This window comes from Bacillus sp. Nf3, from assembly GCF_003028545.1.
GTDB lineage: Bacteria > Bacillota > Bacilli > Bacillales > Bacillaceae > Bacillus > Bacillus safensis.
Genome location: NZ_PYUA01000004.1, coordinates 155,898 through 180,471, shown reverse-complemented (window position 1 = coordinate 180,471; position 24,574 = coordinate 155,898). Strand labels below are relative to the sequence as shown.

Annotated in this window: 23 protein-coding genes; 11 read left to right on the top strand and 12 right to left on the bottom strand. The window is 41.6% G+C overall.

Going from position 1 to position 24,574, the window contains the following annotated elements:
• Positions 1-87 precede the first annotated feature (87 nt).
• A complete protein-coding gene (asnB, locus tag C9414_RS13805) occupies positions 88-1,929 on the bottom strand; it encodes an asparagine synthase (glutamine-hydrolyzing) (RefSeq protein WP_064498272.1) in 1,842 nt (613 codons plus the stop codon).
• Positions 1,930-2,083: 154 nt separating this feature from the next.
• Here asnB and C9414_RS13800 point away from each other — a divergent pair, with 154 nt between their 5' ends.
• Positions 2,084-2,611 (top strand): DUF2777 family protein, encoded by a 528-nt coding sequence (locus C9414_RS13800; RefSeq protein WP_107163843.1) that lies wholly within the window; start codon positions 2,084-2,086, stop codon positions 2,609-2,611.
• 38 nt (positions 2,612-2,649) lie between these two features.
• On the opposite strand, the gene C9414_RS13795 is transcribed toward C9414_RS13800, so the two are convergent.
• The 3 genes from C9414_RS13795 to C9414_RS21335 form a co-directional block, all read right to left on the bottom strand.
• Positions 2,650-3,018: a YisL family protein gene (locus tag C9414_RS13795; protein WP_047202340.1), complete on the bottom strand. Its 369-nt coding sequence runs from the start codon at positions 3,016-3,018 to the stop codon at positions 2,650-2,652.
• A 92-nt stretch (positions 3,019-3,110) separates the two neighbouring features.
• On the bottom strand, positions 3,111-4,016 hold the full coding sequence (locus C9414_RS13790; protein WP_064498271.1) for a fumarylacetoacetate hydrolase family protein: 906 nt from the start codon (positions 4,014-4,016) through the stop codon (positions 3,111-3,113).
• Positions 4,017-4,142: 126 nt separating this feature from the next.
• Positions 4,143-4,772: a spore coat protein CotG gene (locus C9414_RS21335; RefSeq protein ID WP_483295692.1), complete on the bottom strand. Its 630-nt coding sequence runs from the start codon at positions 4,770-4,772 to the stop codon at positions 4,143-4,145.
• A 242-nt stretch (positions 4,773-5,014) separates the two neighbouring features.
• On the opposite strand from C9414_RS21335, the gene C9414_RS13780 reads away from it, so the two are divergent.
• The 8 genes from C9414_RS13780 to C9414_RS13745 all read left to right on the top strand — a co-directional run bounded on the left by C9414_RS13780 (position 5,015) and on the right by C9414_RS13745 (position 8,479).
• The gene (locus C9414_RS13780) at positions 5,015-6,109 is read left to right on the top strand and encodes a CotH kinase family protein (protein WP_064498270.1); all 1,095 of its coding nucleotides are present in this window, start codon (positions 5,015-5,017) and stop codon (positions 6,107-6,109) included.
• Between the two features lie 122 nt (positions 6,110-6,231).
• Positions 6,232-6,393 (top strand): aspartyl-phosphate phosphatase Spo0E family protein, encoded by a 162-nt coding sequence (locus tag C9414_RS13775; RefSeq protein WP_039177669.1) that lies wholly within the window; start codon positions 6,232-6,234, stop codon positions 6,391-6,393.
• Positions 6,394-6,519: 126 nt separating this feature from the next.
• Complete coding sequence (locus C9414_RS13770; RefSeq protein WP_024425506.1) at positions 6,520-6,741, top strand: spore germination protein; 222 nt, start codon at positions 6,520-6,522, stop codon at positions 6,739-6,741.
• A gap of 14 nt (positions 6,742-6,755) precedes the next feature.
• A complete protein-coding gene (locus C9414_RS13765; RefSeq protein ID WP_003210877.1) occupies positions 6,756-6,989 on the top strand; it encodes a spore germination protein GerPB in 234 nt (77 codons plus the stop codon).
• A 30-nt stretch (positions 6,990-7,019) separates the two neighbouring features.
• Positions 7,020-7,634 carry a spore germination protein GerPC gene (locus tag C9414_RS13760; protein ID WP_047202343.1) on the top strand — a complete coding sequence of 205 codons (615 nt, stop codon included), beginning with the start codon at positions 7,020-7,022 and terminating at the stop codon, positions 7,632-7,634.
• Entirely contained in the window at positions 7,631-7,807 is a 177-nt protein-coding gene (locus C9414_RS13755; RefSeq protein WP_003210893.1) for a germination protein GerPD, read from the top strand. The genes C9414_RS13760 and C9414_RS13755 overlap by 4 nt, the downstream gene beginning before the upstream one ends.
• The gene (locus C9414_RS13750) at positions 7,807-8,238 is read left to right on the top strand and encodes a spore germination protein GerPE (RefSeq protein ID WP_024425504.1); all 432 of its coding nucleotides are present in this window, start codon (positions 7,807-7,809) and stop codon (positions 8,236-8,238) included. The genes C9414_RS13755 and C9414_RS13750 overlap by 1 nt, the downstream gene beginning before the upstream one ends.
• Before the next feature lie 22 nt (positions 8,239-8,260).
• Positions 8,261-8,479, top strand: a complete 219-nt coding sequence (locus C9414_RS13745; RefSeq protein ID WP_003211468.1) for a spore germination protein — start codon at positions 8,261-8,263, stop codon at positions 8,477-8,479.
• Positions 8,480-8,526: 47 nt separating this feature from the next.
• Here C9414_RS13745 and C9414_RS13740 read toward each other — a convergent pair whose 3' ends face one another.
• From C9414_RS13740 to addB, 5 genes are read right to left on the bottom strand one after another with little or no spacing between them, the layout of a single operon-like run.
• A complete protein-coding gene (locus tag C9414_RS13740; RefSeq protein WP_039177660.1) occupies positions 8,527-8,826 on the bottom strand; it encodes an HNH endonuclease family protein in 300 nt (99 codons plus the stop codon).
• A 19-nt stretch (positions 8,827-8,845) separates the two neighbouring features.
• Positions 8,846-12,241 (bottom strand): AAA family ATPase, encoded by a 3,396-nt coding sequence (locus C9414_RS13735; protein ID WP_064498269.1) that lies wholly within the window; start codon positions 12,239-12,241, stop codon positions 8,846-8,848.
• Positions 12,238-13,413, bottom strand: coding sequence for an exonuclease subunit SbcD (sbcD, locus tag C9414_RS13730; protein WP_047202346.1), 1,176 nt, complete (start codon positions 13,411-13,413; stop codon positions 12,238-12,240). Before sbcD ends, C9414_RS13735 begins: the two co-directional genes overlap by 4 nt.
• Positions 13,414-13,438: 25 nt before the next feature.
• Complete coding sequence (gene addA, locus C9414_RS13725) at positions 13,439-17,143, bottom strand: helicase-exonuclease AddAB subunit AddA (protein ID WP_107163841.1); 3,705 nt, start codon at positions 17,141-17,143, stop codon at positions 13,439-13,441.
• On the bottom strand, positions 17,121-20,630 hold the full coding sequence (gene addB / locus C9414_RS13720; RefSeq protein ID WP_107163840.1) for a helicase-exonuclease AddAB subunit AddB: 3,510 nt from the start codon (positions 20,628-20,630) through the stop codon (positions 17,121-17,123). Before addB ends, addA begins: the two co-directional genes overlap by 23 nt.
• 152 nt (positions 20,631-20,782) lie before the next feature.
• Here addB and C9414_RS13715 point away from each other — a divergent pair, with 152 nt between their 5' ends.
• Entirely contained in the window at positions 20,783-21,229 is a 447-nt protein-coding gene (locus C9414_RS13715; protein ID WP_047202349.1) for a ferritin-like domain-containing protein, read from the top strand.
• A gap of 197 nt (positions 21,230-21,426) precedes the next feature.
• Here the strand turns inward: C9414_RS13715 and C9414_RS13710 are convergent, their stop codons facing one another.
• Genes C9414_RS13710 through C9414_RS13700 form a run of 3 tightly spaced genes read right to left on the bottom strand, consistent with a single transcriptional unit; the run spans position 21,427 to position 23,150 of the window.
• Positions 21,427-21,837, bottom strand: coding sequence for a DoxX family protein (locus tag C9414_RS13710; protein WP_107163839.1), 411 nt, complete (start codon positions 21,835-21,837; stop codon positions 21,427-21,429).
• Between the two features lie 58 nt (positions 21,838-21,895).
• Entirely contained in the window at positions 21,896-22,735 is an 840-nt protein-coding gene (locus C9414_RS13705; protein ID WP_047202351.1) for a M56 family metallopeptidase, read from the bottom strand.
• Positions 22,728-23,150, bottom strand: a complete 423-nt coding sequence (locus C9414_RS13700) for a BlaI/MecI/CopY family transcriptional regulator (protein WP_047202352.1) — start codon at positions 23,148-23,150, stop codon at positions 22,728-22,730. The genes C9414_RS13705 and C9414_RS13700 overlap by 8 nt, the downstream gene beginning before the upstream one ends.
• Positions 23,151-23,417: 267 nt before the next feature.
• Between C9414_RS13700 and C9414_RS13695 the strand changes: the two genes are divergently transcribed.
• Positions 23,418-24,563, top strand: coding sequence for an AbrB family transcriptional regulator (locus C9414_RS13695; protein WP_047202353.1), 1,146 nt, complete (start codon positions 23,418-23,420; stop codon positions 24,561-24,563).
• Positions 24,564-24,574 lie beyond the last annotated feature (11 nt).

Below are 24,574 nucleotides of genomic sequence, written 5' to 3'. Positions count from 1 at the left end.
TCAACTTTTGATGTGCTCAAAAAGTCTCATGTTATGTATCAAAAAAGCCGGCTTCCTTTCAACAAGTGCAAGAAAGCCGACCCTCTATTACGCTTCTATATCAATTCGATACGTTTCAAACCAATGATGAATCTGTGCTAGATGGGCAATCAACTGTGGGCCCTTCATGAGCTGGCCATACCAAGGCACATGAAAGGAAGCTCCTTCCGTTTCAATCAGCTGCTTTAATTGATGTGGATCTAAAAATTCGTGAAGGACAGAATCTTTTTGTGCGAGACAGTTTGTTAGCATCGCTTTCACAGCCTGAGTATAGGCTGGATGATGTGTTTTCGGGTAAGGACTCTTCTTTCGATAAAGCACTTCATTCGGTAAAATTCCCTCTAATGCTTTTCGTAAAACCCCTTTTTCACGATTTCCATGCATTTTCATTTCCCAAGGAATATTCCACACATATTCGACAAGGCGATGATCTGCAAATGGCACACGTACCTCAAGACTAGCCCCCATACTCATTCGATCTTTTCGATCAAGCAGTGTTGTCATAAACCAGATCATATTTAAGTAAAAAAGTTCTCTCCGGGCTTTATCGACTCCAGTTTCTCCATCTAAAAGAGGCGTTTCAGCCACCGTTTCTTCATATTTGCTTTGCGCATATTCCTTAAGTGACAGCTTTTTTTGCCACGAGTCTTGCAGGAGCTGAGTTCTTGCTTCTGTCGATCTCATCCAAGGGAAACTATTTGTTTCATTTGCCATGTGAAACCAAGGATAGCCGCCAAAAATCTCATCAGCACACTCACCTGATAAACCAACAACGAAATCCTTTTTAATTTCTCGGCAGAATATAAGTAAAGAAGAATCGATATCTGCCATCCCAGGTAAATCTCGAACCTCAACCGCTTCCTTCAAATATGCAGCCAGCTCTTTTTGCCCGATGATACAGTTGTGATGATTCGTTTGAAACGCTTTGGTCATTTGATCAATCCATGGGCCGTCAGCATTTGGCTGGAATTGACTTGCTTCAAAGAATTGATCATTTTCTTCGTAGTCAATGGAATACGTATGAAGCGGTGCTTTCCCTATTTTCTCAAAGTGCTTAGCGGCAATGGCAGTAATGGCACTAGAATCGACGCCGCCAGATAAAAATGTACATACAGGCACATCAGAGACAAGCTGTCTTGTCACGGCATCTGTAAAGAGATGCTTAATGTGCTGTGCGGTGTCATCAAGTGAGTCAGTATGCTCCTTGCTTTTGACATTCCAGTATCTCCACACGCGCAGGCCGTCTTTTGAAAAGGTCAAGGCATGTGCAGGTCTCAGCTCTTTTACCCCTTTAAACACTCCTTGGCCTGGTGTTCTTGACGGCCCTAAGCCAAAGATCTCCGACAGCCCTTCATGATCGACTTTTGCTTTGATATCAGGGTGAGCAAGAAGTGCTTTAATCTCTGAACCAAATAAGAAGGAATGATGACGTTCTGTATAGAAAAATGGCTTGACGCCGAGCCGATCTCTCCCTGCAAATAACAATTCACGCTCACTATCCCAGATCACAAATGCAAAAATGCCATTAAAATGGGAGACACACTCTTCCTTCCATTCTGTATAGGCATGAAGAAGAACTTCTGTATCAGAATGCCCAAGAAAGCGGTGCCCCCTTTTTAACAATTCCTTTCTTATATCCTCCGTGTTATAGAGCTCTCCATTGTATACAATCGTATAAGCATGGTTTTGATGTGTATATGTCATCGGCTGCTTTCCGCCTTCTACATCTACCACCGCTAACCTTTTATGCCCGAAAAGAACGTGCTCACTTTTCCATGTATTTGTATCATCTGGCCCTCTTTTAGATAATGTATCTGTCATTTGATTGATTACATGATCCTGTTGGATGAGCTGCTTTTTAAAGTCTGCCCAGCCTGTAATTCCACACATCATCATCAGCTCCCATCCGTTTTTCCTCAAGTGTTCTCATTCAGCCTTTCTTAGTTTATGCATCGTCTCCTTGATAGTTGATTTGTCCTTTTTTCCCGGCGTATAGGACAGGCTTGATTTGGTAAGAAAAGAAAGAGGAAAGGAGCTTTTACAAATGGAGAATCGAATGAAGCAGCTTGAACGCTGCAGCAGAAGATGGTGTAACGGGTATTTGCTCATTGAAAACGGACATTGTCTGATTGAAGATGAAGAAGGAGAGATCATGCTGCCAGAAAGTCTTCAAAGCACAATGATCTGTTTGAAAGAAAATGACCGATGGACAAAAGGAGAATTGCTTGGTTCCATGGTTCTTCGTGAAAACGGGCAGCTAATAGACGTACAAGGAGGAGAGAAAATTCTATATACGGCGTCCCTTGCCAAAGGCTGGCTCGATCTTCTCATGTTCGTACCAGAGAACGTCTTTGATCACATCCTTGAGCAGGTAGAGCAGCTTGGTTTTTCCGTCTATGATTGTGTCTTCTCTTCCTTTCATTCATTACAGCGCGTCTCTTTCTTTCAGTTTTCGACAGATACGCAATCACTTGCACTTCAATGTCACCATGACCCTGCCTCCAGTCACATTCGTTTTGAATGGACCACTTCAGATGGACAACGGATCGTTTCACAATTTGATGCCACATAAAAAGGACACTGCTTCATATAAGCAATGTCCTTTTTATATTAAAAGATATGGAAACCGATCGGCAGACGTAAACCGAGAAGAATGGTCACAATCGCAAATACGATAAAACCAATCAACACACCAGTCGCCGATTTTCCTTTTTTCTTGCGCACTAGGACCATTTCCATGAAACCGATCACTAGGATTCCGAGAATCATTTTTCCGATATACTCGCCCCCGAAACCTGGAATTTTCATTCCTGTGCGAACATACAGCTCTACGCCTGTTGCGATAATGATCAAGTAGAATAAGCGAACGATCATGTGCACAATTTTAGCGCCTTTGTCGTTTTTACCTGCTAGAGCAAAGGCTACGAAGAATAAAATAATCCCCAGCACCCATGCTGTGATATGTAAATGTGTTCCCATTTGTGATTTCCCCCTTTATCAGAACAAGTACCTTCTCATCGTACCACGAAATAAGTCGAACACAAAGCGACAATCCTGTGTCATCACGTGCTTTATTTGACGTGATTTGTCAGCGTACCAATCGGTTCAATCGTGATGTCAATTCGATCTCCAGAAGCTAAAAACTTAGGCGGTTCAAAGCCCTTCCCTACCCCAGAAGGTGTACCTGTTGCAATGATGTCACCTGCTTCTAGCGTCATCCCTTTTGAAAGAGTGGAGACGATGTTCTCAATTGTGAAGATCATTAATTCCGTACTGGCAGACTGACGAACCTCTCCGTTTACCTTTGTTTCCACATGGAGCGCACCATGATCCTCGATCATTGATTTATGAACGATATAAGGTCCTATCGGGCAGGTTGTATCTAAGCTTTTGCCAATGAAAAATTGTTTGTGTTTTTTCTGCAAATCTCTTGCCGTCACATCATTTAAAATGGTGTAACCGAATATATAATCTTGGACCTCTTCAGGAGCAATGTTTTTCCCTGATTTGCCCATCACGATGGCAAGCTCCCCTTCATAATCCAATTCACTTGTCACATCTTCATGAAGAAGAATCTCATCTTCGTGTCCAATGACAGAAGTAGGTGCCTTTGTAAAAATCATCACGTCTTTAGGAATATCCGCCGCACTTCCCATTTCCATAACATGATCTTGATAATTCTTTCCGACACACATGATGTTTTTAGACGGCTTTGGAATCGGGGCATGGAGTTTCACGTCCGAAAGCGGATATACATAAGAGCCGCGGTCTTCTTCTTTTTTCTCAGCCCAATCAAGAAGCTGCCCCACATGTTCTACAAACTTGTCCCCCATTTTGATGCACTCAGATAAAGAGTTTGGCAGAGTCTCAAGCTCAAATAATTTGGCTTCTGCCTTTTTGACGTCCATCACCCATTCATCATCAATGACTACCCCAATAAACATGCTGCTATGTATCTCACCTGTAAAAAACTTCATGTCTTCCCCTCACAATCTTCATTTCGCTAAGTTATGATGTCTCATTTTATTTCTCTATGAAATAAAAAAAACCCTTTTTTATCATACTCTCTTTTAAAAAGGGTTTCAAAAATGATGATTGAATGCCTAGCGGAAACGGCGGTATTCCCACATATTCCCTTGATCCCATTTACGCTCAACATTTCCTGTTCTTTGAGAACGATGCTTCTTCTTTCCACATCTATGGCAAGATCGGCTGCGTTTATGGTGATGAGAACGTTTAGATCGATGACTGCGGCGTGACTTGCGGCTCTTCTTATGATGCGATCTGTGCTTGCTGCGATGTGACTTGCGGCAGCTTTTCTTATGATGCGATCTGTGCTTGCTGCGATGTGATTTGCGGCAGCTCTTCTTATGATGCGATCTGTGCTTGCTGCGGTGTGTCTTGCGGCAGCTCTTCTTATGATGCGATCTGTGTTTGCTGCGACATGACTTTTTCGGTTCGCTCTTTTTGCTTCTGTAAGATTTCTTGCTTTTATATGACTTTTTACTCTTCATGCTTTTCTTCGAACGATAGCTTTTCTTAGAGCGATAACTTTTCTTTGAACGATAGCTTCTGTAGCTTTTTTTACTGCGGCGTGATTTACGGCGTCCACCACCACCAAAGAACCAATGACCGCGATTTGAATGACGAGAACGAGCTGACTTATGCGAACGTCTCGATTCTGGTTCACGATCTAAGTGATGATCACGTCCCTCACTTCGAAGTGAAGCCACTGCATGTTCAATGTGTGAATGATCAAATGTACTCACGAACAATTCCCCTCCCAGTCTATGCTGCGACAAAACAAACAGACAAAGCTGTTTATCTTCTCTGCTTTATGTTACGAGACTCGGTAGACAAGTGTTCGTGACGAATGCCTCTTTCCTTTAAAACTCCATGAATACCTACCAGCCGGTACAGGACATTCCTTCACTTTCATATTGTAAAGAAGAGCATATAGGAGGCTGATGAACGTATGAACACGGAATCTTTAAAACAACTTGATATGTGGATTCATCCAAAGGACCTGATTGAACTAAAAAAAGACATTTGGAACGATGAACCTGTTGAAGCTATTCTGAAAACAGGCCAAACCAAATCACATATTTATGCTTCATACCGCGGTTCACACATTAGAAAACTTAAGAAAAAATCCTATCAAATTGAATACCGAAAGCCAAAACAAAGACAAGGCGAATCCATCTTTCATTTAAATGCAGAGTACAATGACCCTTCGTTTATCCGAAACAGACTATCCTTTTATTTCTTTGAGCAGATGGGGGTGCTTAGTCCAGCTGCTTCTCATGTGTTTCTCACCATAAACGGAAGAAAAGAAGGCATTTATTTGAAAATAGAATCCGTCGATGAGTTCTTTCTTCAAAAACGGCAGCTTTCAGGAGGCGGCATTTATTATGCGGTTGATGACGACGCGAACTTCTCCCTTTTGAGTTCTTTTGATAAAAAGCCAAAAAAGCACCTTCTTCTCGGATACGAGAAAAAAACGGGGACGTCTCAACATGATCAGCAGCTGAGCGAATTTATTTACTTTCTCAACACAGCAAGAGATGACACTTTTGCAGAAAAAATTGAACAATACCTAGATGTGACACAATATTTCCGCTGGCTCATCGGTGTGGTATGCACACAAAACTTTGATGGTTTTGTTCATAACTACGCTCTTTATGTGAATGAACAAGGGCGGTTTCAAGTACTTCCTTGGGATTATGATGCAACATGGGGTCGTGACATTCATGGAGAAGAAATGGCGTTTGATTATATCCCAGTAAACGGCTTTAATACATTAACTGCTAGATTACTAGATATCCCTTCGTTTAAAGAAGCCTATTACACACTTTTCCAGCATGTACTCGATACACATTTTGTAGAAGACCGGCTATGCCCAATCATCGAGAAATGGCATGAATCGATTGAGGACCGAATTGGAGATGATCCATATACGAAAGATCGAAAAGACATCCTGCCATCTGAACGAGACTTAATCCGGCAGTATATCAACAAAAGACGACGTTATTTACAGGCTGAGATCAGAAAAGAGAAATTTGGCACGTAAGAACACTTTCGAATTTTGTCACTTTATTACTCATATTGACGAAACAGCTTTTTTTATAGAAAAATAGGGTATACTAACCATATCCTTCTATTTGATAAAAAATGTGAGAGTTGGCGTCCGTTATGATCAATTATGAAATTGAACAAAAAAGATTACATTTAATTGAGACTGCAAAAAAATTCGGGATGAATGCCGAAGAAACCATCAGATGCAGTCAAGAGCTTGACATGCTCTTAAATAAAGGCATCAAATCCACCTCTAAAGATTGCTCAAAAAAAGGGTAAGCCATACATCTAATTCCTCTCATGAAAAGCTTTCAAAAAGACAATCACACATTAAAAGACCCATCATAAGCTATGGTGAAACGCCCAAATCAAAGTGCCCTAATTTTATAAAGGATGTGCACCGCTATGCCGGCTATTGTGGGAGCCTTTAAAGTAAATGCCGTCGGAACGAGCGGAGTCGTTCATGTTGGAGACTGTATCACCATTTCTCCAAATAGTCAGGTTAAAACGTTTGCTGGCGCAGGCAGTTTTAATACAGGTGATCAATTGCAAATTAGCAACTACAAAAGTGTGACAAATACGTACGACAGTGATGTCATAGATCAACCGCTTGTTGGTAACTTGTAAGGAGTGAGGATCCGTTGAACTTCTATATTAATCAAGCGATACAAATTAATTATTTACGTGTGGAGTCTGTGAGTAACTCCTCTGTTCTGCAAATTGGGAGTGCTGGATCCATCAAAGCCCTTTCCAACCTGTATAACACGGGAAGCTACGTAGAAGCAGCGCCTGCCGCAGCAGGTACACAAGGAATTGAAGAATCTCAAGGCGCAAGCACAGCACCTTTTGTACCGCTTCAGTCACCAACAACTTAAGTCATCTGCAATCCCCGGAGGTGTAGGTAAATGTACGATTATCAGAGCAACGCTTCACAAGTATATGGCATCATTCAAAAACAATCGCAACAAATCATGATGCTTGAAAAAAGGCTTAACGAGCTTCAGCAGGAAATGCAAATGATCAAAGATAAACCGACAACGAATATAGAACGGATTGATTATCAATTTGATCAACTGAAAATCGAACGGCTGGAAGGGACGCTGAATATCGGCCTCAACCCATCTGATCCAAACAGTGTTCAAAACTTTGAAGTGGGCCAAACAACAACCCCGGGAATTGGAATGATGCAACAAGAAATGGCTGATCAATTTTTCAATCAAACACGGCAGCTTGTCGATGCATTTTTAAATGAAGAAGCTCCAGAACTTCTTGAAGAACTAGAGCAGCGATATGAAGGGTCCCTCGATGAAAGCAACAAACACCATATCATTGAGGACATTCGCAAGCAAATTGACAGCAGGATCAAATACTATGCGGGACAGCTGCCTCACCGGGAAGATATGACACCGTTGCAGCGTTCAGAGCAAATTGCTGAATATGTGAAGCATGATGTAAAGCGGGCGATTGAGCACTTTTTAGCCCATATTCCAAGTGAAACGAAAGGAGAGGAAAACGGATGAATTTCACAGTTGTCAACCGCAATATTGAGACTGGAAGCATTAAAGTAGTCGGGGTATCGTCTTCTTCCTTATTTATCATCGGGGACACAGATCATGTACAATTATCCTCAATTTTCGATACACCGCCAGAATCTCTGATTATTGGCCCGTTTGTTCCTCTAGCACCTCGATAATGATCAAGCGCACATCTCAAGTGAAGTTCTCAAAGGTGAATTCTGTCGGGATTTCGAGTGTGGTTCAAATCGGTGATACTCAGGAGCTATGTCCGAAAGTCAAGGTGTTAGCTGTTCAACGAACCATTAGTTTGTTTTATGGCTATGAAGCAGAAAATTTAGATGCGAAAGAATTTGAAGTGTATTATGAGCCTATTCCATTGATGCTGCCAGAACGATCAGTGAGAACAGCCTTTTACCATGAAAAGCCTGTGATTAAAGTGTCTTCCATCCATGTAGAAGGGGTATCATCGTCCTCTGTCTATCAAATCGGCTCTACTTGTCGAATGAATGGCGTTGCGCGAGTGAAGCATATTAGGGAGCTGTTTAGCAATGATGAAAGTCCGCAAAACTCACAAATGGACCTACCTGCGCATATGATGGTGATATGACTTCGAATAAAGGATGTCGATTATGCCAGCAATTGTCGGACCCATTTACATTAACTCTATTTCTGGAGGCGTCGTAAACGTCGGTGACTCATTCTACCTGTCGCCTAAAAGTTCGTCAAAATCTGCTTTAGGCTCTGGAGCGGGGAATACCGGAGATTTCTTGATATTAAATAATGGCATTAGCGCCACCAACTATGTGGATCCTGACTTAAATGATCAGAATATGGTAGGTAATGCATGAAGCAGCTCCTCTACACCTATTTCAAATAGAGGAGCGCTTTTTTATGCTTATTTCTTTCTGCGCTGTCTCGATTTTTTCGTTTTAACCAGCTTGCTTGCCGGCTGTTTCCGAATCCATTTGATGTACGAAGCAAGCTTTTCATCCTGCCTCAGTGCATCAATTGTGTTCAAACGTGCGGCAAGCTCCTGGTTTGTAAAAAGGGCATGTACTTGTTTATGACAAGGGATGCACAAGAAGGCAGTCGGTAAAAAAGCACCACCCTCTTCTCTTGGCGTTAAGTGATGTTCTGTGAGCAGGACATCTTGTCTTCCGCACAGCTCACATAATCCAATTGTTTGCTTTGCCACCGTGTCATCACCTCAATCTTTACATTAATTCCATTGAGACTGTTGTCCCTTTCCCACTTGGATCTGCTGGATGGACAATCAGTTTCTTCGGCAGCCGCATTTTCAATTCTTCCACATGGCTGATGACACCAACAGCTAAGTTTTGGGATTGTAATTTCTCTAATGCGGTAATGACCGTATCAAGCAAGTCTTGATCAAGGGTACCAAAACCTTCATCAAGGAAAAAGAATTGCAGCGGAAACTCACCTCTCAGCTGAATCTGCGCTGAAAGAGCTAGTGCAAGCGCAAGCGACGTCAGGAAGGTCTCCCCGCCGGACAAGCTGGACACTGGACGTCTGACACCGCCATTCGCATCATCACGCATGACAAAGCCGCCTTCGGAATCCACCTCAATCGCATACCTTTGTCTTGTCAAAATACCAAGACGGGCAGATGCATCACGACTGACACTTTCCAGCTGTTCTTCTGCTAAGAACTCAACAAATGTATTTCCTTTAAACACGGTTTGCAGCTTATCGAGCCGATCAATTTCTTGCTGCAGCTCCGCTAAGCGTTCATGAATACTTGCAAATCGCTGGTGATTTTCTTCCGTCACACGCAGATGTTCATAAGCAGAGCCGCTCATCACTGTTGCTTCTTCCAATGCCTTTTCTGCCGCTTCTTTCCTCAGTTGAATATCAGTCCACTGCTCTTCATCTAGTGACTCATCTTTCAGCAGTTCAGAAATTCGCTTTAAGTTTGCGGCACATTGCTTTCTTTTATCCTCAAATTCATCAATTTCTTGTTTAACTGATTGACGTACTGCCTGATTCAGGAAAGCAGATGCAATCTCTTGAGGCTTATCAAAAGGAGAAGACTCCGATTCTTTATCCCATGCTGCTCTTGCTTCTTGTTTTCTTCGTTCAGCCTCTTGAAGCTGACGTTCACTGCTTGAAAAATGGCTTTGTGCCTGACTAAAGAGCTCCTGCGCATGCTGTAATTGCTTGTACGATTGCTGTTCCATTTCATTGAGACGAACAAGCGTGTGTTCAACCTCGATCAGTTCTTCAGAAATAGTGACAGCTTTTAATGGATATCGCCCTAAATCTGTTTCATATTGATGAATGAGCTTTTGCTGACTTTCCAGCTGATGCGCTAGTTTATCAAGTTCCTTCTCCACATCGTATATGACTGTTTGCAGCTGTTCTTTTGCCTGCTGTTTTTCTTCTAAAAATGAAATGCTTTTCTCAATCCGCTCTTTATAGCCTTCCGCTTGCTGGTCCTTTTCATCTATTTGCTTTTGCATCTCTTGTACTTGATGCAAAGTAAAGTGCGGGAAGGCCTGTTCAAATTGAGATGTTTGCTCTGAAAGCTCAGATTGAAGCTCCTTGATCAGCCCGTCTAATTCTTCGATACGCTGCTGTTCAAATGTCATTTGATCTTTTATCTTGTTTATCTCTGCTGCTTGATCATGTGTTTCATCCATTAAACGAGCTCGTTTACGATCAACTTCTTGAATATCTTGTTTCAAGCCTTTCCATTCTTGCATGAGATACTGCAAGGACTCCGGATTTTGCACTGCTTCTACTGCTGCCGCAACTTCCGCACCTGGAGCTTTCTGAGATAAAAAGGCAAATTGTTTTACTAATTGATTAGCGTGCGTTTCCAATAGCTGCTTGGCGGCATACATGTCTCTTGTGTATTCCTCTGCCTGCTTAAGCTCTGTGTCCATCCGTTGAATCACTTCATCGATTTGTGCCACTGTTTCTTCATGGTCATTGTTTTCCAATGCCTTTGAGTCATGATGAACCGATCCACAAACAGGACATGGCTCACCATCTACAAGCTCTGCCGCTAATTCTTTTCTTAATTCCGCCGCCCTAACAGCATCACGCTGTTTTAATTTTTCGAGCTTCTGACTTTGTTCTCTTTTACTCCATTCTGTAAAAGCCCGTTCGAATTCACATACATAGAAATAGAGCTGTTCAATCGCTTGAAACGATTGGTCTATTTTTTCATGATGGTCTTTTTGCTGTTTTTGAAGCTTTTCAAATGCTGCTGCGGTCTGTGTTGATCGCTTTTTGAGCTCCTCCATCTTTTGTTCTTCCTTGTGTATGCTTTGATGTATTCTTTGAACATTTTCGCTTAATCGCAAAGCATCCTGTACACTTTTCCGTTCTTTTACAGAGACTTGTAATGGCTCCAGCTCACGCTTCAGCTGTGTTTGTTTTGCCAGTGCACGTTCTAACAATGATTGGAGATTGTCTGCTTCTTCTTTTTTTTGTAATAATTGCTGCGCTGTATTATTTTTTCTCTGTTCGATTGCCGTCTTTTCCTGAAGAGCCGCCTCTTTTTTTCGTTCAATTTCCTTTAGCTGAATCAGCTGCTCTTTCTTTTGGAGGAGTTCTGGCTCAGTTTCTATTTTCTTTTGTCTGGCTTGCTCATAGTTCTGCGTCATTTGATCATAGATCGTTCGTTGATGCAGAAGCTGATTTTCTGCTTCCTGCTTCTCTTTTAATGCTTGAGAAAGCTGATTTTCAGCCTTTGTTAATGCATCCGCATAGGGCTTTAATGCCTCTGCCTGCTCAGCAATATGAAGCTTGGCCCTTTTTTCTTCCATTGATGGTGCCAGTTGATTCAGATGGTTTAGTTCCGTCTCATAAGCTTCTTGTTCCTTTTGATACTGCCAAATTGTTTGCGCCTTTGTAAAAACAGTGAACGCTTCATCCCGCGCTTGTTTTTTCTCATGAAAAATAGCCTTTGCCTGCTCTGCCGCTTCCTTTGCCTTTGCGAGCGCCTCTGGACCAGCTTCACCTAAACCATTCAGCTCAGCAAGCAGTTCATTTTTTTGTCCATACTGATTCTGCGCCTTTGCACGCAAACGTTTGACGAGCTGATCCCCATACTTTTCCAGGTTAAACAAACGCTGAAGCATTTGTCGTCTATCGGCTCCTTTTAAGGAAAGGAATTCTGCAAACTTCCCTTGGGGCAAGACGACCGCACGCGTAAAATCATCAATGGTTAACCCGAGTAATTCCTCTATTTTACGATTGACCTCACTCGCTTTATCTGCAAGGACTGTCTGCGTATCACCAATTTCAATCAGACGGCATAGTGTCGTTCTGACTTTCATTTCATCCGCCCGCTTAAAAGCACGTTCGACTTTATAAGAAATATGGTGTTCCTTCTGCAAAGCGAACGTAAAGGAAACTGACAGTTTCTCTTCCGCTTGGTTCAAAATACCATGTGTATTATTTAATGCCCGTTCCACTTTGCCATAGAGTGCCAGGGTCATCGCGTCTAATATGGACGATTTTCCGCTTCCTGTCGGTCCAAAAATGCCAAACACACCTGCATCACATAATGAGCTAAAGTCAATTGTTTGCTCTTCTCTGAAGCTATGAAGTCCTTTAATGGTTAGCGTAATCGGCTTCAAGTCGCTTCCTCCTCTTGCATTTCATTGGCGAGCTCCAAAAACAGCTTGACTGTTTTTTCATCAGGAAGTCCGCCGCCTGTCTGGCGCTCATAAAATTTCACGAACCGCTCTTCGATCGAGAGCTTTTCAACTTGCTTTTGTTCTTCCAATTGCTGCAGTTCTTTAAATTTTGGTCTAATATGAACAAACCCGCTATGCTGCTTTCGGAGCTGATGGATCTCTTCTATGGAGAGCTGATCTGTTAAATGAATCTCTAAATCAATCCATGCCTGAAGATCCCGTTTTTCATCCAGCCACTCGTGTACTTGACTTAGTCCCTCTGTCGCCTTCCATTTCACAAGTGGTTTTCCGCTTGATAACAACACTTCTTTCCAGCTTGCTTTTTCATTAGGTTTTGCCTCAACAATCGTGACTGATTTGGCATATCCTGATTCAGAAAAGCTGTAAGCAAGAGGTGACCCGGAATAGCGGGCGATCGTTTTGGCACGCTTGATGGTTTGCGGCCGGTGCAAATGACCAAGGGCCACATAGCAGGCTGCTTCTGGCAGACTTTCAGCCGCAACGGTATATGCACCGCCTACTTCAATCGGTCTTTCTGAATCTGTTTGACTTCCTCCTGCCACATAAATATGGCTCGTTGCGATATTGACCGTATCGGATTGAAATTGAGTGCTTAAATGCTGGAATGCTTGCTGTATTTTTAAATTGTAATGATCACGAAGCACTTTCTCTTCAAATGTTTCAGCCAGCACCTCGTTTAGTCTCGCTTCAGACGGATAAGCGAGTGCTGCGATGGATAAACGTTCACTCGAAGAAGGAACATCGACGCGGATGATATCATTTGTCGGATATCCAATTAAATGAATTCCCTGATCATTTGTTAAAGGAGATGCGGCGGATAGTCGATCCGGATTATCATGGTTGCCTGAGATGACCACGACCTGACGTTTTCCTTTATCAGATAAGGCGGATAGACTTTCATAAAAAAGCTGCTCTGCTCTAGCAGGCGGATTCACTGTATCAAAGGCGTCTCCAGCCATGACAATGACATCAATGTGTTCGTCTTTTACGATTTGATACAGCTCATCTAAAAACTGTGCTTGCTCATCAAGCCGGCTTCGGCCTTCAAGGGTTTTTCCTAAATGCCAATCCGCCGTATGCAGAATCCTCATGTGATTCACCTCTCATTCGAAACATTTATAATGAAATTTCTATATTCCCATCAAAGAAATAAAGAATTTTCTCCTCTAATGTTCTGTTTGTTAAACGTTCTACTGCTTTTGCATATAACGCTATTTGAGTTTCATAGCGTTTTTTCAATATAGGCACAGCTGCTTCAAGGCCGTCTGTAAATCTGCCTTGCACTCTATCGGTTTTATAATCTAGTAAATATAGCTTTCCGTCCGTTTCAAATAAACAGTCAATCATCCCTTGAATAAGGACAGGCTCCCCCTCTGCATCAATATGGCTGTATACCTCTTTAACAGGTAATACCATACTAAATGACACTTCTCGTTTTACCCAGTCCGCTTTTCGCAGCTTTTGACCAATAGAAGTAGAGAAGAAGGCTGCAATTCCTTCTTGATCAATTGACTGGACTTGCTCATTTGTTAGCAAGTCTCGCTGCTGTAAGGAATCGAGCAGCTGCTGTATACGTGAATCATCGTAGGGCTCGTCAGAAGGAAGCACAATATGCTGCATGACTGTGTGCATTGCGGTGCCTTGCTCTGCGGCAGTGAGTGCTTTTTTCTTAATGAAAGCCGGCCGGTCATACAACGTGGCACGAGCTTTTCGAAGAGAAGAAGGAACACTGTACTCATCCTGTATTTCTTTCATTCTCTTTATCTCGGAAACAGACTGCTTTGTGCCGACTTGTGAGGCCGCTAGATATGGGTATCTCCATGAAAGTCTCTCTGCTACTTTCTCATCAGCATCACCATATTCTTCAACAGGCAGACCCTCCATCAAAGCTTGTACCACCTCGTCTTGCTGCTCCTTTTCAAGTGACATATCTTCTTTTAGAAGATCGGAAGCTTGAGTAAATGAGATTGTGAATGCTGATGGATGCGAAAGAACAACATCACCTGTTTCTTCTAAAATAGATGACATTGCTTGGTGACGGATGAGAGCAGGACCAATAAAATCTAAGTATGTTTTCGATTGATAACGTTCAAAATCAGGGAGCAGCCAATCTTCTCCGGTTGCAGCATTTTGCCATTTGCTTAATGCTTTCACCTGATTTTTGACAGAGCCGACCAGAAATAATTTTTCCTTAGCCCTTGTGAGCGCCACATATAGAACTCTCAGCTCTTCAGATAACAGCTCTTTCCTCATCTTTTTTTTCATCGCTACAAGCGGTAATGTTGCATAACTAATTCTCAGCTCAGGATGGATATACTTGCTTCCAAAACCTAGCTCTTTATCAAGTAAATAGGACTGGTTTAAGTCCATCATATTAAAGTTCCTGCCGAGTCCTGCGGTAAAGACGATTGGAAATTCTAACCCTTTACTGCTGTGAATCGTCATCATGCGAACAACATCCTCTGTTTCACTGAACGTTTTTGCCGCACCAAGATCATCTCCACGCTCCTGCATTCTTTCGATAAAACGAAGAAAACGGAACAGTCCTCTAAAGGCAGCTTTTTCATACTGCTTTGATCGATCATAAAGAGCGCGGAGATTCGCCTGTCTCTGCTTGCCTCCAGGCATCCCGCCAACGTAATCTAGATACTGCGTATCGCGGTATACTTCCCAAATCAATTCCGCTACTGAATGATTCATCGAGAAATCACGCCATTTACGCAGCAACCTGAAAAATCGTTCTAGTTTTTTGCATGTAGGGTGATCTGAATGAGTCACACTCATAAATGCCTTCACAGCATCATAATAAGTGCCTTTTTTATCACTCGTGCGAATCAGTGCCATTTCATTTTCGTCTAAATGGACAAGTGGTGATCTTAATACAGCTGCAAGCGGGATATCCTGGTATGGATTATCGATGACTTTTAACAGCGAAAGAATGACAGACACCTCTGTTGCTTCAAAATAACCGGAAGAAAGATTTGCATACACAGGGATTCCCTGCTTCTTCAATTCCTCCATCATTTGCGGGGCCCATGGCATAGAACGAAGCAAAATCACTATGTCCCGATACTGCAAGTTACGGGTCATTTGCTGTTTTGCATCGTACACTTGAAAGGGCCTCTCCACCAATTCTCTTATTTTTTTAGCAATGACTCTCGCTTCTAGTTGTACGGTCTCTAGTTCTTCTCGCTCTTCGTCAGTTTCTGCTTCCTGCTGATCTAAATGGACAAGAAGCATTTCTGTCGTTGTATCTTCGCTTTCTGGATAACTCGCTCCAAGCTTTAATTCAGCTTGTTCATCATATTCAATTTCTCCAACTGTTTCCCCCATCAGCTGTTTGAACAAAAAGTTTGTACTGTCTAACACATCTGAACGGCTGCGGAAGTTTTTATTTAAATCGATTCTCTTCCCTGTTTCTTTGCCGTCTGGTGTAAATTGTTTATATTTGTTTAAAAAGAGCATGGGCTCAGCCAGTCTAAAACGATAAATGGACTGCTTTACATCACCAACCATAAACAGGTTGCCGTCTGCAGCATATTCCCCTTTAGATACAAGTTTTAAAATCGTTTCTTGTACAAGGTTTGTATCTTGGTATTCATCAACGAGTACTTCTTCAAACTGCTGTTGATAGTACTTAGCCGCTTCTGTTTCGATCAAATTTCCTTCCGCATCCTGCTCTGCTAAAATGCGTAAGCAATAATGCTCTAAATCCGAAAAGTCCACGATTGATTTTTCTTGCTTCGCTTTTTCGAAACGCTGTCCAAATTGGATGACAAGCTCCACAAGTGTTTCGACCACCGGCTTCATTTCAGCTAAACTCTTCAAATGCTGGGCTGGACTGCGCATAAAGTATTCATCTTTAAGCTTTTCTAATTGTTTTTTTGCTTGATTACGTGCATCTGTGGCTTTTTCTAACAGCACAGGGTCATATTCGTCCCCTTTACATGTTTTGAGCCTTTTAAAATTGATGTTTGGCACCAGCTCGTAAAGCTTCTCAAAATCATCTTGGTGCCTGATTAATTCATTGACTTGCTCTAGATCATCTATAAAATTTTCTGCTCTCGGTGCCGGGCCGCCCGGTTCTTTTGATAGGGCGAGAGCTCGTTCAAGTAGTTCCAGACAGCTTCGAAAAACGAGAGAAAGGTCCTCTTTGATATATGGGTAAAACGGTAATTGTTCTACTTTTGTTTGAACATCTACATCATAAAGAGAAAGAAATGCCCTCATCCATTGCTCAGGTGAAGGGTGAGATCTGGAAAACTCATAAATTCTCTTCACAAGCCATTGCAAGTCTAAATCATGACGGTCAGAAGTATAGCGATCAACCAGTTCAAAGAACGATGGCTTTCCAGCCTTATATTCATCCTCAAACAGTTCATCCAACACTTCATCTCCTAATAATTCTCCTTCTGTTTGATCAGCCAAACGGAAGCCTGGATCAAGGTCAATTTCATAATAAAAGGTGCGCAGAACCTGCAAACAAAAAGAGTGCAAGGTAGAAATATTGGCACGATTCATGAGCGACAGCTGTCTTCTCATATGAAGAGACCCGGGGTTTTTCGCTAATTCCTTTTCAAGTGCTTCTGTGATCCGATGCTTCATCTCTGCCGCAGATGCATTTGTGAAAGTCACAACGAGCAGACGATCCACATCAACTGGATCTTCTGGACGGGTCATTTTTCGAATCAGCCGTTCAACCAAAACAGCTGTTTTACCTGACCCTGCTGCCGCCGCAACAAGGATATCTTGTCCTTCTGAAACGATGGCTTCCCACTGGTCATCCGTCCAAGTACTGTTATTCGGTTTTGGTATTTGCATACTGATCCCCTTCTTTTTTGATCCGGTCTATCACAACATCATCCTTTTCAGATGAAAGCACTCTAAATTCATTATCCTCTATCGATTCATCAAATTGGCAAATAGACTTAAATGAACAAAAGCGGCATGGTGTTTGATCCTTCAATTTATATGGATTAATGGCAACTTCACCATTTGTAATTCTTTCGCCTGCTTCTTCAAATGTACGCCGAACGTGCTGTGTGAGTATATGAAAATGATCTTCACTTAAAACAGCAGAGTCAGAACGGAAAGATCCGTCCTTTTTCAAACCTGCTTGAATGACTTGTGATCTTCCTGATTCAAGCGTTTGATCCATTAGCTTTACCGCTTCTACATCTTCAAGCAATAGACCTTTCATTTTAAATTTCTTGAATATTTCCTGCTCAATTTCATCCTCTGCGAGCGGAATCGGTGCTTGAATGAGCGGATCATGGATATGGAAATATAAAATGCCAGCTGGCGTTGCTTCTACACCGAGCCATTCCTTCGAATACGTAATGGTTAAATCTAAGTAAGTGAGCATTTGCAAAGCCAGCCCATAGTATACCTCTGCTAGATCAAGACCTTTCTCACTCGATTTGTAGTCGACGATTCTCAACAGAAGCCCTTTTGAACCTTCTGCTTTATCTACTCGGTCAATTCTTCCGACAAGCTCCATCGTGCAGCCATTTTTCAATTGAAAAGTAAACGGCGGAAGAGGTCCTTGGCCGCCAAACCCTAACTCAAGTCCAACGGGAGAAAATCCACTCACTCTTGCATGCTCACTCAAGATAGAAGAGACCCGAATCAAGATTTTCTGGAGTTTTTCTTTAATATAAGCATGCCGATTAGAGCTTAATAGGATTTCCTTTTGAAGACGCGGAGCAAGCTGTTCGATTGCATGTCTTGAATAGTTGACACAGTCATCCTTCGTTAAGTTTTTCCAATCCTTTTTTTGTTCAACAAGCGTATCTGAAATATGCTTTAAAGCCGAGTGAAACAGCTGGCCGATATCGGGTGCTTCCAATTTATAAAATTGCCGGTCCTTTAGTTTTAACCCGTGGGAAGCAAAGTGAGAAAATGCACACGCATTAAATTTCTCCATTCTTGAAACACTGCCTTGAATGTGATCACCGTAAAGTTCTTTTGTAACGTTTGGTTTTAAGCGCTTCGCTCGATTTGTAAAAAACAAACTCGACAAGATGTTTTTTGATACATCCCGATGAGTTGACGTTATCAAATAATTATAAACACTCCACCATACACCACTGATGGGATATTGGTTGAGCCATTGCTGCAGCTGCGAGACAGTATACGATAACGAGACATGCTCATTCGCTACAAATTTTAATTGCTCCTCGTCATCCAGCTGTTCCGGGTCTAACACATACAAAGCATGCTCATGATTTGGCATAAGCTCCTGACAATACTTGATAAGAGTCGAGGGCAATAGAGAGCGCCCCTCTTCATCTGACACTGAATAAGACAGATACAAATGATGAGATGGACTCGACAGCGCCTGGTAAATTAAAAATTGCTCATCTAGCAGCCGTTCCTTTCCTGTCTCTGCCAGCTCTGCTCCTGCTCGTTTTAACCATTCCCTGTCATCCTCAGACAAAACACTTTCGTCAGAAGGGCGTGCGGGAATAACGCCATCATTTACCCCAATGATAAACATACACTTCACTTGATACATTCTTGATAAATCCATACTTCCGATAAATACTTGGTCGAGTGAAGGCGGAATTAAAGCGAATTTTAAAGAGGCCAATCCTGTATCCATCATCTGCTGGAATAAAGGAAATGAGAGCTCCTCCTCACCGAGCATTTCAACAAATTCATCCATTAATTGAATAACAGCATCCCATACTTGTCCATGCTGCATGGCTTCAGCTAATCTACCTGCTTCTTCTGCTTCCAGCCTAGCTTTTTCAAGTTTATCCGGCACTTGTATTTCCTCTAAAAAGACATAGACTGCCTCCACCATGTCTTTTACCTTTTGCGCTTTTTTCAGCCTTTTTTGCAATTGGAAAAGCGGAGGTGCAATCCACTCCTTTACATCATTCAGCATCTGTTCCATTTCAATTTCTTGATCTGTTTGTCCAAAATCCTCATCTAAAGATTGGAATCGTCTGTAGTGGAAACGGGAGCCGTTTGTCCAGCGTTCTCCTTTTACACCATAAGCAATACAGTAGTTTTCAAGCTGATCTGCCTGTTCTCTCGCTTTGTTTTTGGCAAGTTCGAGCGGAAATAAGAACTCTGTTTTCACGCAGCGAAACACGGCCTCATACCGCCAGTTTCCTTTTATGACATCCAAGCTCGAACGAATCAATTCAATAAGCGGATGATACTGCATTGATTCATTTCCATCAATAAAAAAAGGAATATCGTAATCTCGAAAAACCTCTTTTAACGTATCTTTATAGTCATCTACATGCCGCGCGACAACAGAAATATCTCGCAGTCTAAGTCCTTCTTCTCTCACTAAATGAAGAATTTCTCTCGCTACTCCCTCAATTTCAGCTCGTTTACTCGCACTTTTAGACACTGTGAGATGAGGGGTTACTTCCTGAAATGGCTGCACCGGTCTCTGCTCATATTGGCGTTCTAAATAAGCAAGATCTGGCGTATGAAGATGCCGGTTATTTCTCTCCAAAATGTGCTCAGAAATGGCCGCTCCGCACTCTTTGGCAAGCTGATAGAGCTGGAAATACGTTTTACCAGTCATACGAAATAAATCAAGTTCATTTGGCTGCTTATCATGATAGGAACGATCCACTGTGAACGCAGCCGTTATTTTCTCAGCATGAAGCAGAAGCTGTTCAATGACGAGAAGCTGCTGCGGTGTAAATTGATAAAAGCCATCTATATAAATATGTGCTCCTTTTATTTCTTCAGATAAAGGAATTTGCTGCGTAAGAAGCGTCAAATAGTCTTCTGAGTGCACATATTCATCTTGTAAATGCTGCTCCATCTGCTGATAAAGAACATGCAGATCATGCAATTTTTCGCCTGCCCGTCTTTCTTCTGTATACTCTGAATGCATGCTCGATAATGAAATTTTTTCAATATCCTCCGGCAACATGCAGTATCTTTTGAACTCAGCCATCGTCTTTTCGATTTGCTCGACAAATCCCGGCTTATCGCTCGCTTTTTTGAATACCTTAAACTTTTCTTTCTCTTCTTCAATCACTTTTCTTAAAAGCATTTGAATTCCTGTGCTTGTCACAAATTGCCGGTTCGCTCCGCCAGTCTGCTGTAAAATAGACCAAGCAAGACGCGTGAAACTAAATACTTTGGCCCTGATCATCCCGCCAGCTTCAGACGTTTTTGCAAGCTCGTATTCCATTAAGAATGTCATTTGATCCGGGACTAAAAAAATGATTGGCGGACCCAGCGGATCTAGCCGAAGCTGTTCTTTGATTTCCTCTAAGATTGCAGTCGTTTTTCCACTCCCCGATCTGCCTGCTAAAAACTGAATTTCCACGCTCCACAACACCTTTCTTATGTACTCATATTCTAGCGAAAATAAAAGTAAATAGCTATTTTCCCCTTCTCCTTCCTAAAAAGATATAGGCACCTTTCCTAACTCTTCTCATATCATAAACCATCATGAACTTAAAGGAGGCTGGCAATATCATGTATTACGGTTATTATGACTACTCGCCATATGACATGCGCCAAAACACAAGAATCATTTCAGACCTTGAAAAAGCGATCAATGGTGAATATTCTGCGATCCAATGCTACGAAAAACTTGCCCAAAGAGCTAAAACTCCTGAGGCAAAAAAAATCATTCAAGAAATACGCCAGGATGAAGTCAGACACTATCAACTATTTTCAAAGCTATATTATTCTTTAACAGGTAAAAACCACAAACCAAGTGTAACAGAACCTTGTCCAGATCAATTTAGAGAAGGGCTTCTTTTCGCATTTAAAGATGAACAAAGAACGGTCGATTTTTACTTAACGGTATCAGATTATGTCCGGGATCAAGGAACAAAAGAGCTGATGAAACGTATTGCTCAAGATGAACAGCAGCATGCTGTATGGTTTTTATATCTTTTAACGCACCATGTGTCTTAGATAGTCCTATTTTAATAGGAGATCGTATGTTCCGTCAAAAAATGAAATCGTCTTTTTGTTCATTCAATCTATAAAATAAAGGACTATTTTCAGCAAACCTCTCATCTCTTTCATTTTTTCAAACGTGAAAACGACAATTTGATAAATAAAAAAACTCCTCTGCCACACATAGCAGAAGGAGTTTTTTTCATGATCGTTTAATGAAATTTTGCTTCATTGTTTTGCTGCTGATGTTTTAGCAGCCCATCAATGGATAGCATCTTGCTGCCGCTAAGTGTTAAATAAAGCGCCATGACAAGCAGTGATAGTTCAAATTCATAACCGCCAACAAATCCTTTAGAAAAACCAACCGTCATAATCGCCACAGCCATAATTGGTACAAATAGCGCTGCGAAAATACGTGTTCCTAGACCTAAAATCAAGGCGATACCACCGACCAGTTCAATTGTCTTCACAATATAGGCCATAAATTCCGGTATACCGATTTGTCCAAAGAATGCCGCTGTTCCTCCCAGACCTCCTTGATATGCCTGAAGTCCGTGTAGAAAGAAGATCAAACCTAAAATAACACGTACGAAAAGTGTTCCTATTTCTTGATTCGTTTTCATATAGTGATTTCCTCCTGTTTTTACACTACATAATGTAATGTTAATTAGTAAAAAAAAATTAGTAATTTAGATTAAGCATAATCATCAAGACCACCATGAGAATGGTTGATGTGACAATGGGAATGATGGGTACATTGAAAGGAATATTGTATGTTGGATTTAAGATCTTTTGTATTCTTAAATTCAATGCCCGATCTCCAAAGGATACCGCAAACTTCGTTTGTTTTTGAAACTGAGTTCTCTTTTTAATGAGTTTCAAAAGGGCTTGCCCTACTCCAAGCTCAGTGCCTGTCTGCCGAATCGCATAGTCATCTGCGATCACTTCACGAAAAACGGAATAGCTTTGTCTCATATGCTTTAACACTGGAATGTACCAAATAACTTTTGTGAGCATTGAGAATGTGAAGGCCTTTAAAGGATCATAGCTGTATTTGTGGTGCAATTCATGATGAACAACAGCGTCAATCTCCTCTTCATCCAGCATGTCCATGAGAGACGTTGATAAATAAACCTTTGGGTGAAGCATACCCATGGCAAAAGCAAGCGGTTCATGACAATGAAACACAATGATGTCGTTTGCGTATTTCTCAGATAAAGATTCGGTCGACTGGTGATCGACTGCAAGCATGAGATTTTGCTTGAATTGAATGTACGTTTTGATTTGCTTCGTCATATAGAAAATCGCAAATCCCAGTGTGTAGAGGACTAAAGCATCTAGAAAATATTTCAAAGGAGTGAATCCATAGAATTCGAGAACAGATTGGCATACATGAATGAGATTATATGCTTGATTCCAGCCAAAAAAGCTTGAAAGCACGTAATACCCCATCTGATAAAAAATCGTTAAACCAATCAATATACCGCCTAAAAATAGCAGGCTCGATTTCATTTTATTCATTTTGCTGCTCCTCTTTTTTGGATGCCAGCCTTGCTTCAAGCACTTTGAGTAATTCAGGGTCAGCACTTTCAATTGCATCCACCATATGATTCACTGCCAGTGGACCAAAATCGTCCATCAGTCCTTGCGTAATCCATTTTGTCTGCTCATTTAGAAATTCTTCTTTTGTTAAAATGGGGTTATAAATAGATGAACGCCCCTTTGTTTTCTTCTCCACAATTCCCTTTTCGGTTAAGCGGTTCAGCACAGTCATCACCGTGTTGAAATTAATCGGCTTTTCATCTGACAGCTTCTGCTGCACTTCTTTAATCGGCATATCCTTACCTTGATAAAGGATCTCCATAATTCTTCCCTCTAAAGGACCGAAAAAACGATTCAATCCCTTTTCATTATATTTAAAAGAAGGAATTTTCATGTTATCACCTCACACTAAGGATTGTAGTGTAATTGAAAATGATAGTCAACTGATAACAAAAATAGGGGAAAATCGTTGTATATTTGTTTTTGTTTTTGGTAAAAATTATATCTTCACTTTTATTAAGAAGCTGTCGGGTTTTTGATAAGATAATCTTATGAAAATGGTAAAAAAATTCGTATTTTATTTATAGAGACTTTTGTATTATAGTGAAGATAACAACATTTCACTTACTGAACAAATTTATAGGAAGAAGGTTTACATGTGATGAAACAAGGAAAGAGCCTTCGAACCGATCTCATTTTGATCGCAATAAGCGGTTTAGGTGGATTTCTTTTGTCTTTAACAGGAATGTCTATTGGCTGGATGATCGGTACATTAATCACAGCTGCCTTTATTGCCATGCGACGTCCCACCCTGTTTCAGCGCAAAGGAAACAACACCTTGCGTATTCACAGCAGATGGCTACTCCTTGGTCAATTTATTCTCGGAATCGAACTCGGACAGAAAATGAACATGAAAGTTCTTCATATTTTCGCTGAACATTGGCTCCCTGTGAGTTTCATGCTCGTTTTTTCTATTCTACTGGCGATGCTCTCTGGCTTTGCCTTATGGAAGCTGAGTAAAACAGATATGCTGACCAGCTTTGTCGGCACAGCACCAGGCGGTTTATCTGCTATGCCAGGGATTGCCCAAGAGGTTGGAGCAAATACAGCCGTTGTTAGTCTCGTACAAACAACACGTGTATTAATGGTGGTACTCACCATCCCATTTACGGTGTTCTATTTAAATACAAAAAATCCAGCGGATGCAGCTGCAGGCGTTCAAGGGAGCGCCTTTTCATCCGGTGTTTTCACCCTGTCAAATATCTCGTGGACTGCTGCACTTATTTTAGGTGCCTGGCTTATGTCACGCCTGGCGGTTCGTCTTCACTTCCCTGCCCCTTGGCTGATTGGCAGCATGTTAGGAGTTGCTGCTCTTCAAGTAGGTGCAGGTGCGCTCATAGGTCATGATTTGATTCCTTATTGGCCAGCACAAGCGAATATCGCATCACAGGTATTTCTAGGTGCAACCATCGGTTCAAAAATGAATAAACAAATGTTTGTCGGACTAAAAAACACGTTAATTGTAGCCGTCGTCAGCTCAGCTGGACTAATTGCTGCAACGGTTCTCAGTTCAATTGCCATTGCTGAGGTCACAGGGATTTCTGTCATTACAGCCATTCTTGCTTTTTCGCCTGGCGGTATTGCAGAAATGGCAACAACAGCAGTTACACTCCATGAGGACTCAACCTTTGTAGTAGCTGTACAAGTCGTTAGAATCATTCTTGTCATAGCTATGCTGCCACCGTTTTTTCGATTCTTACATCATGTCTGGGCAAAAAGACATCCTGATTATAAAGCCGCTAAATAAAAAAGAGAGAC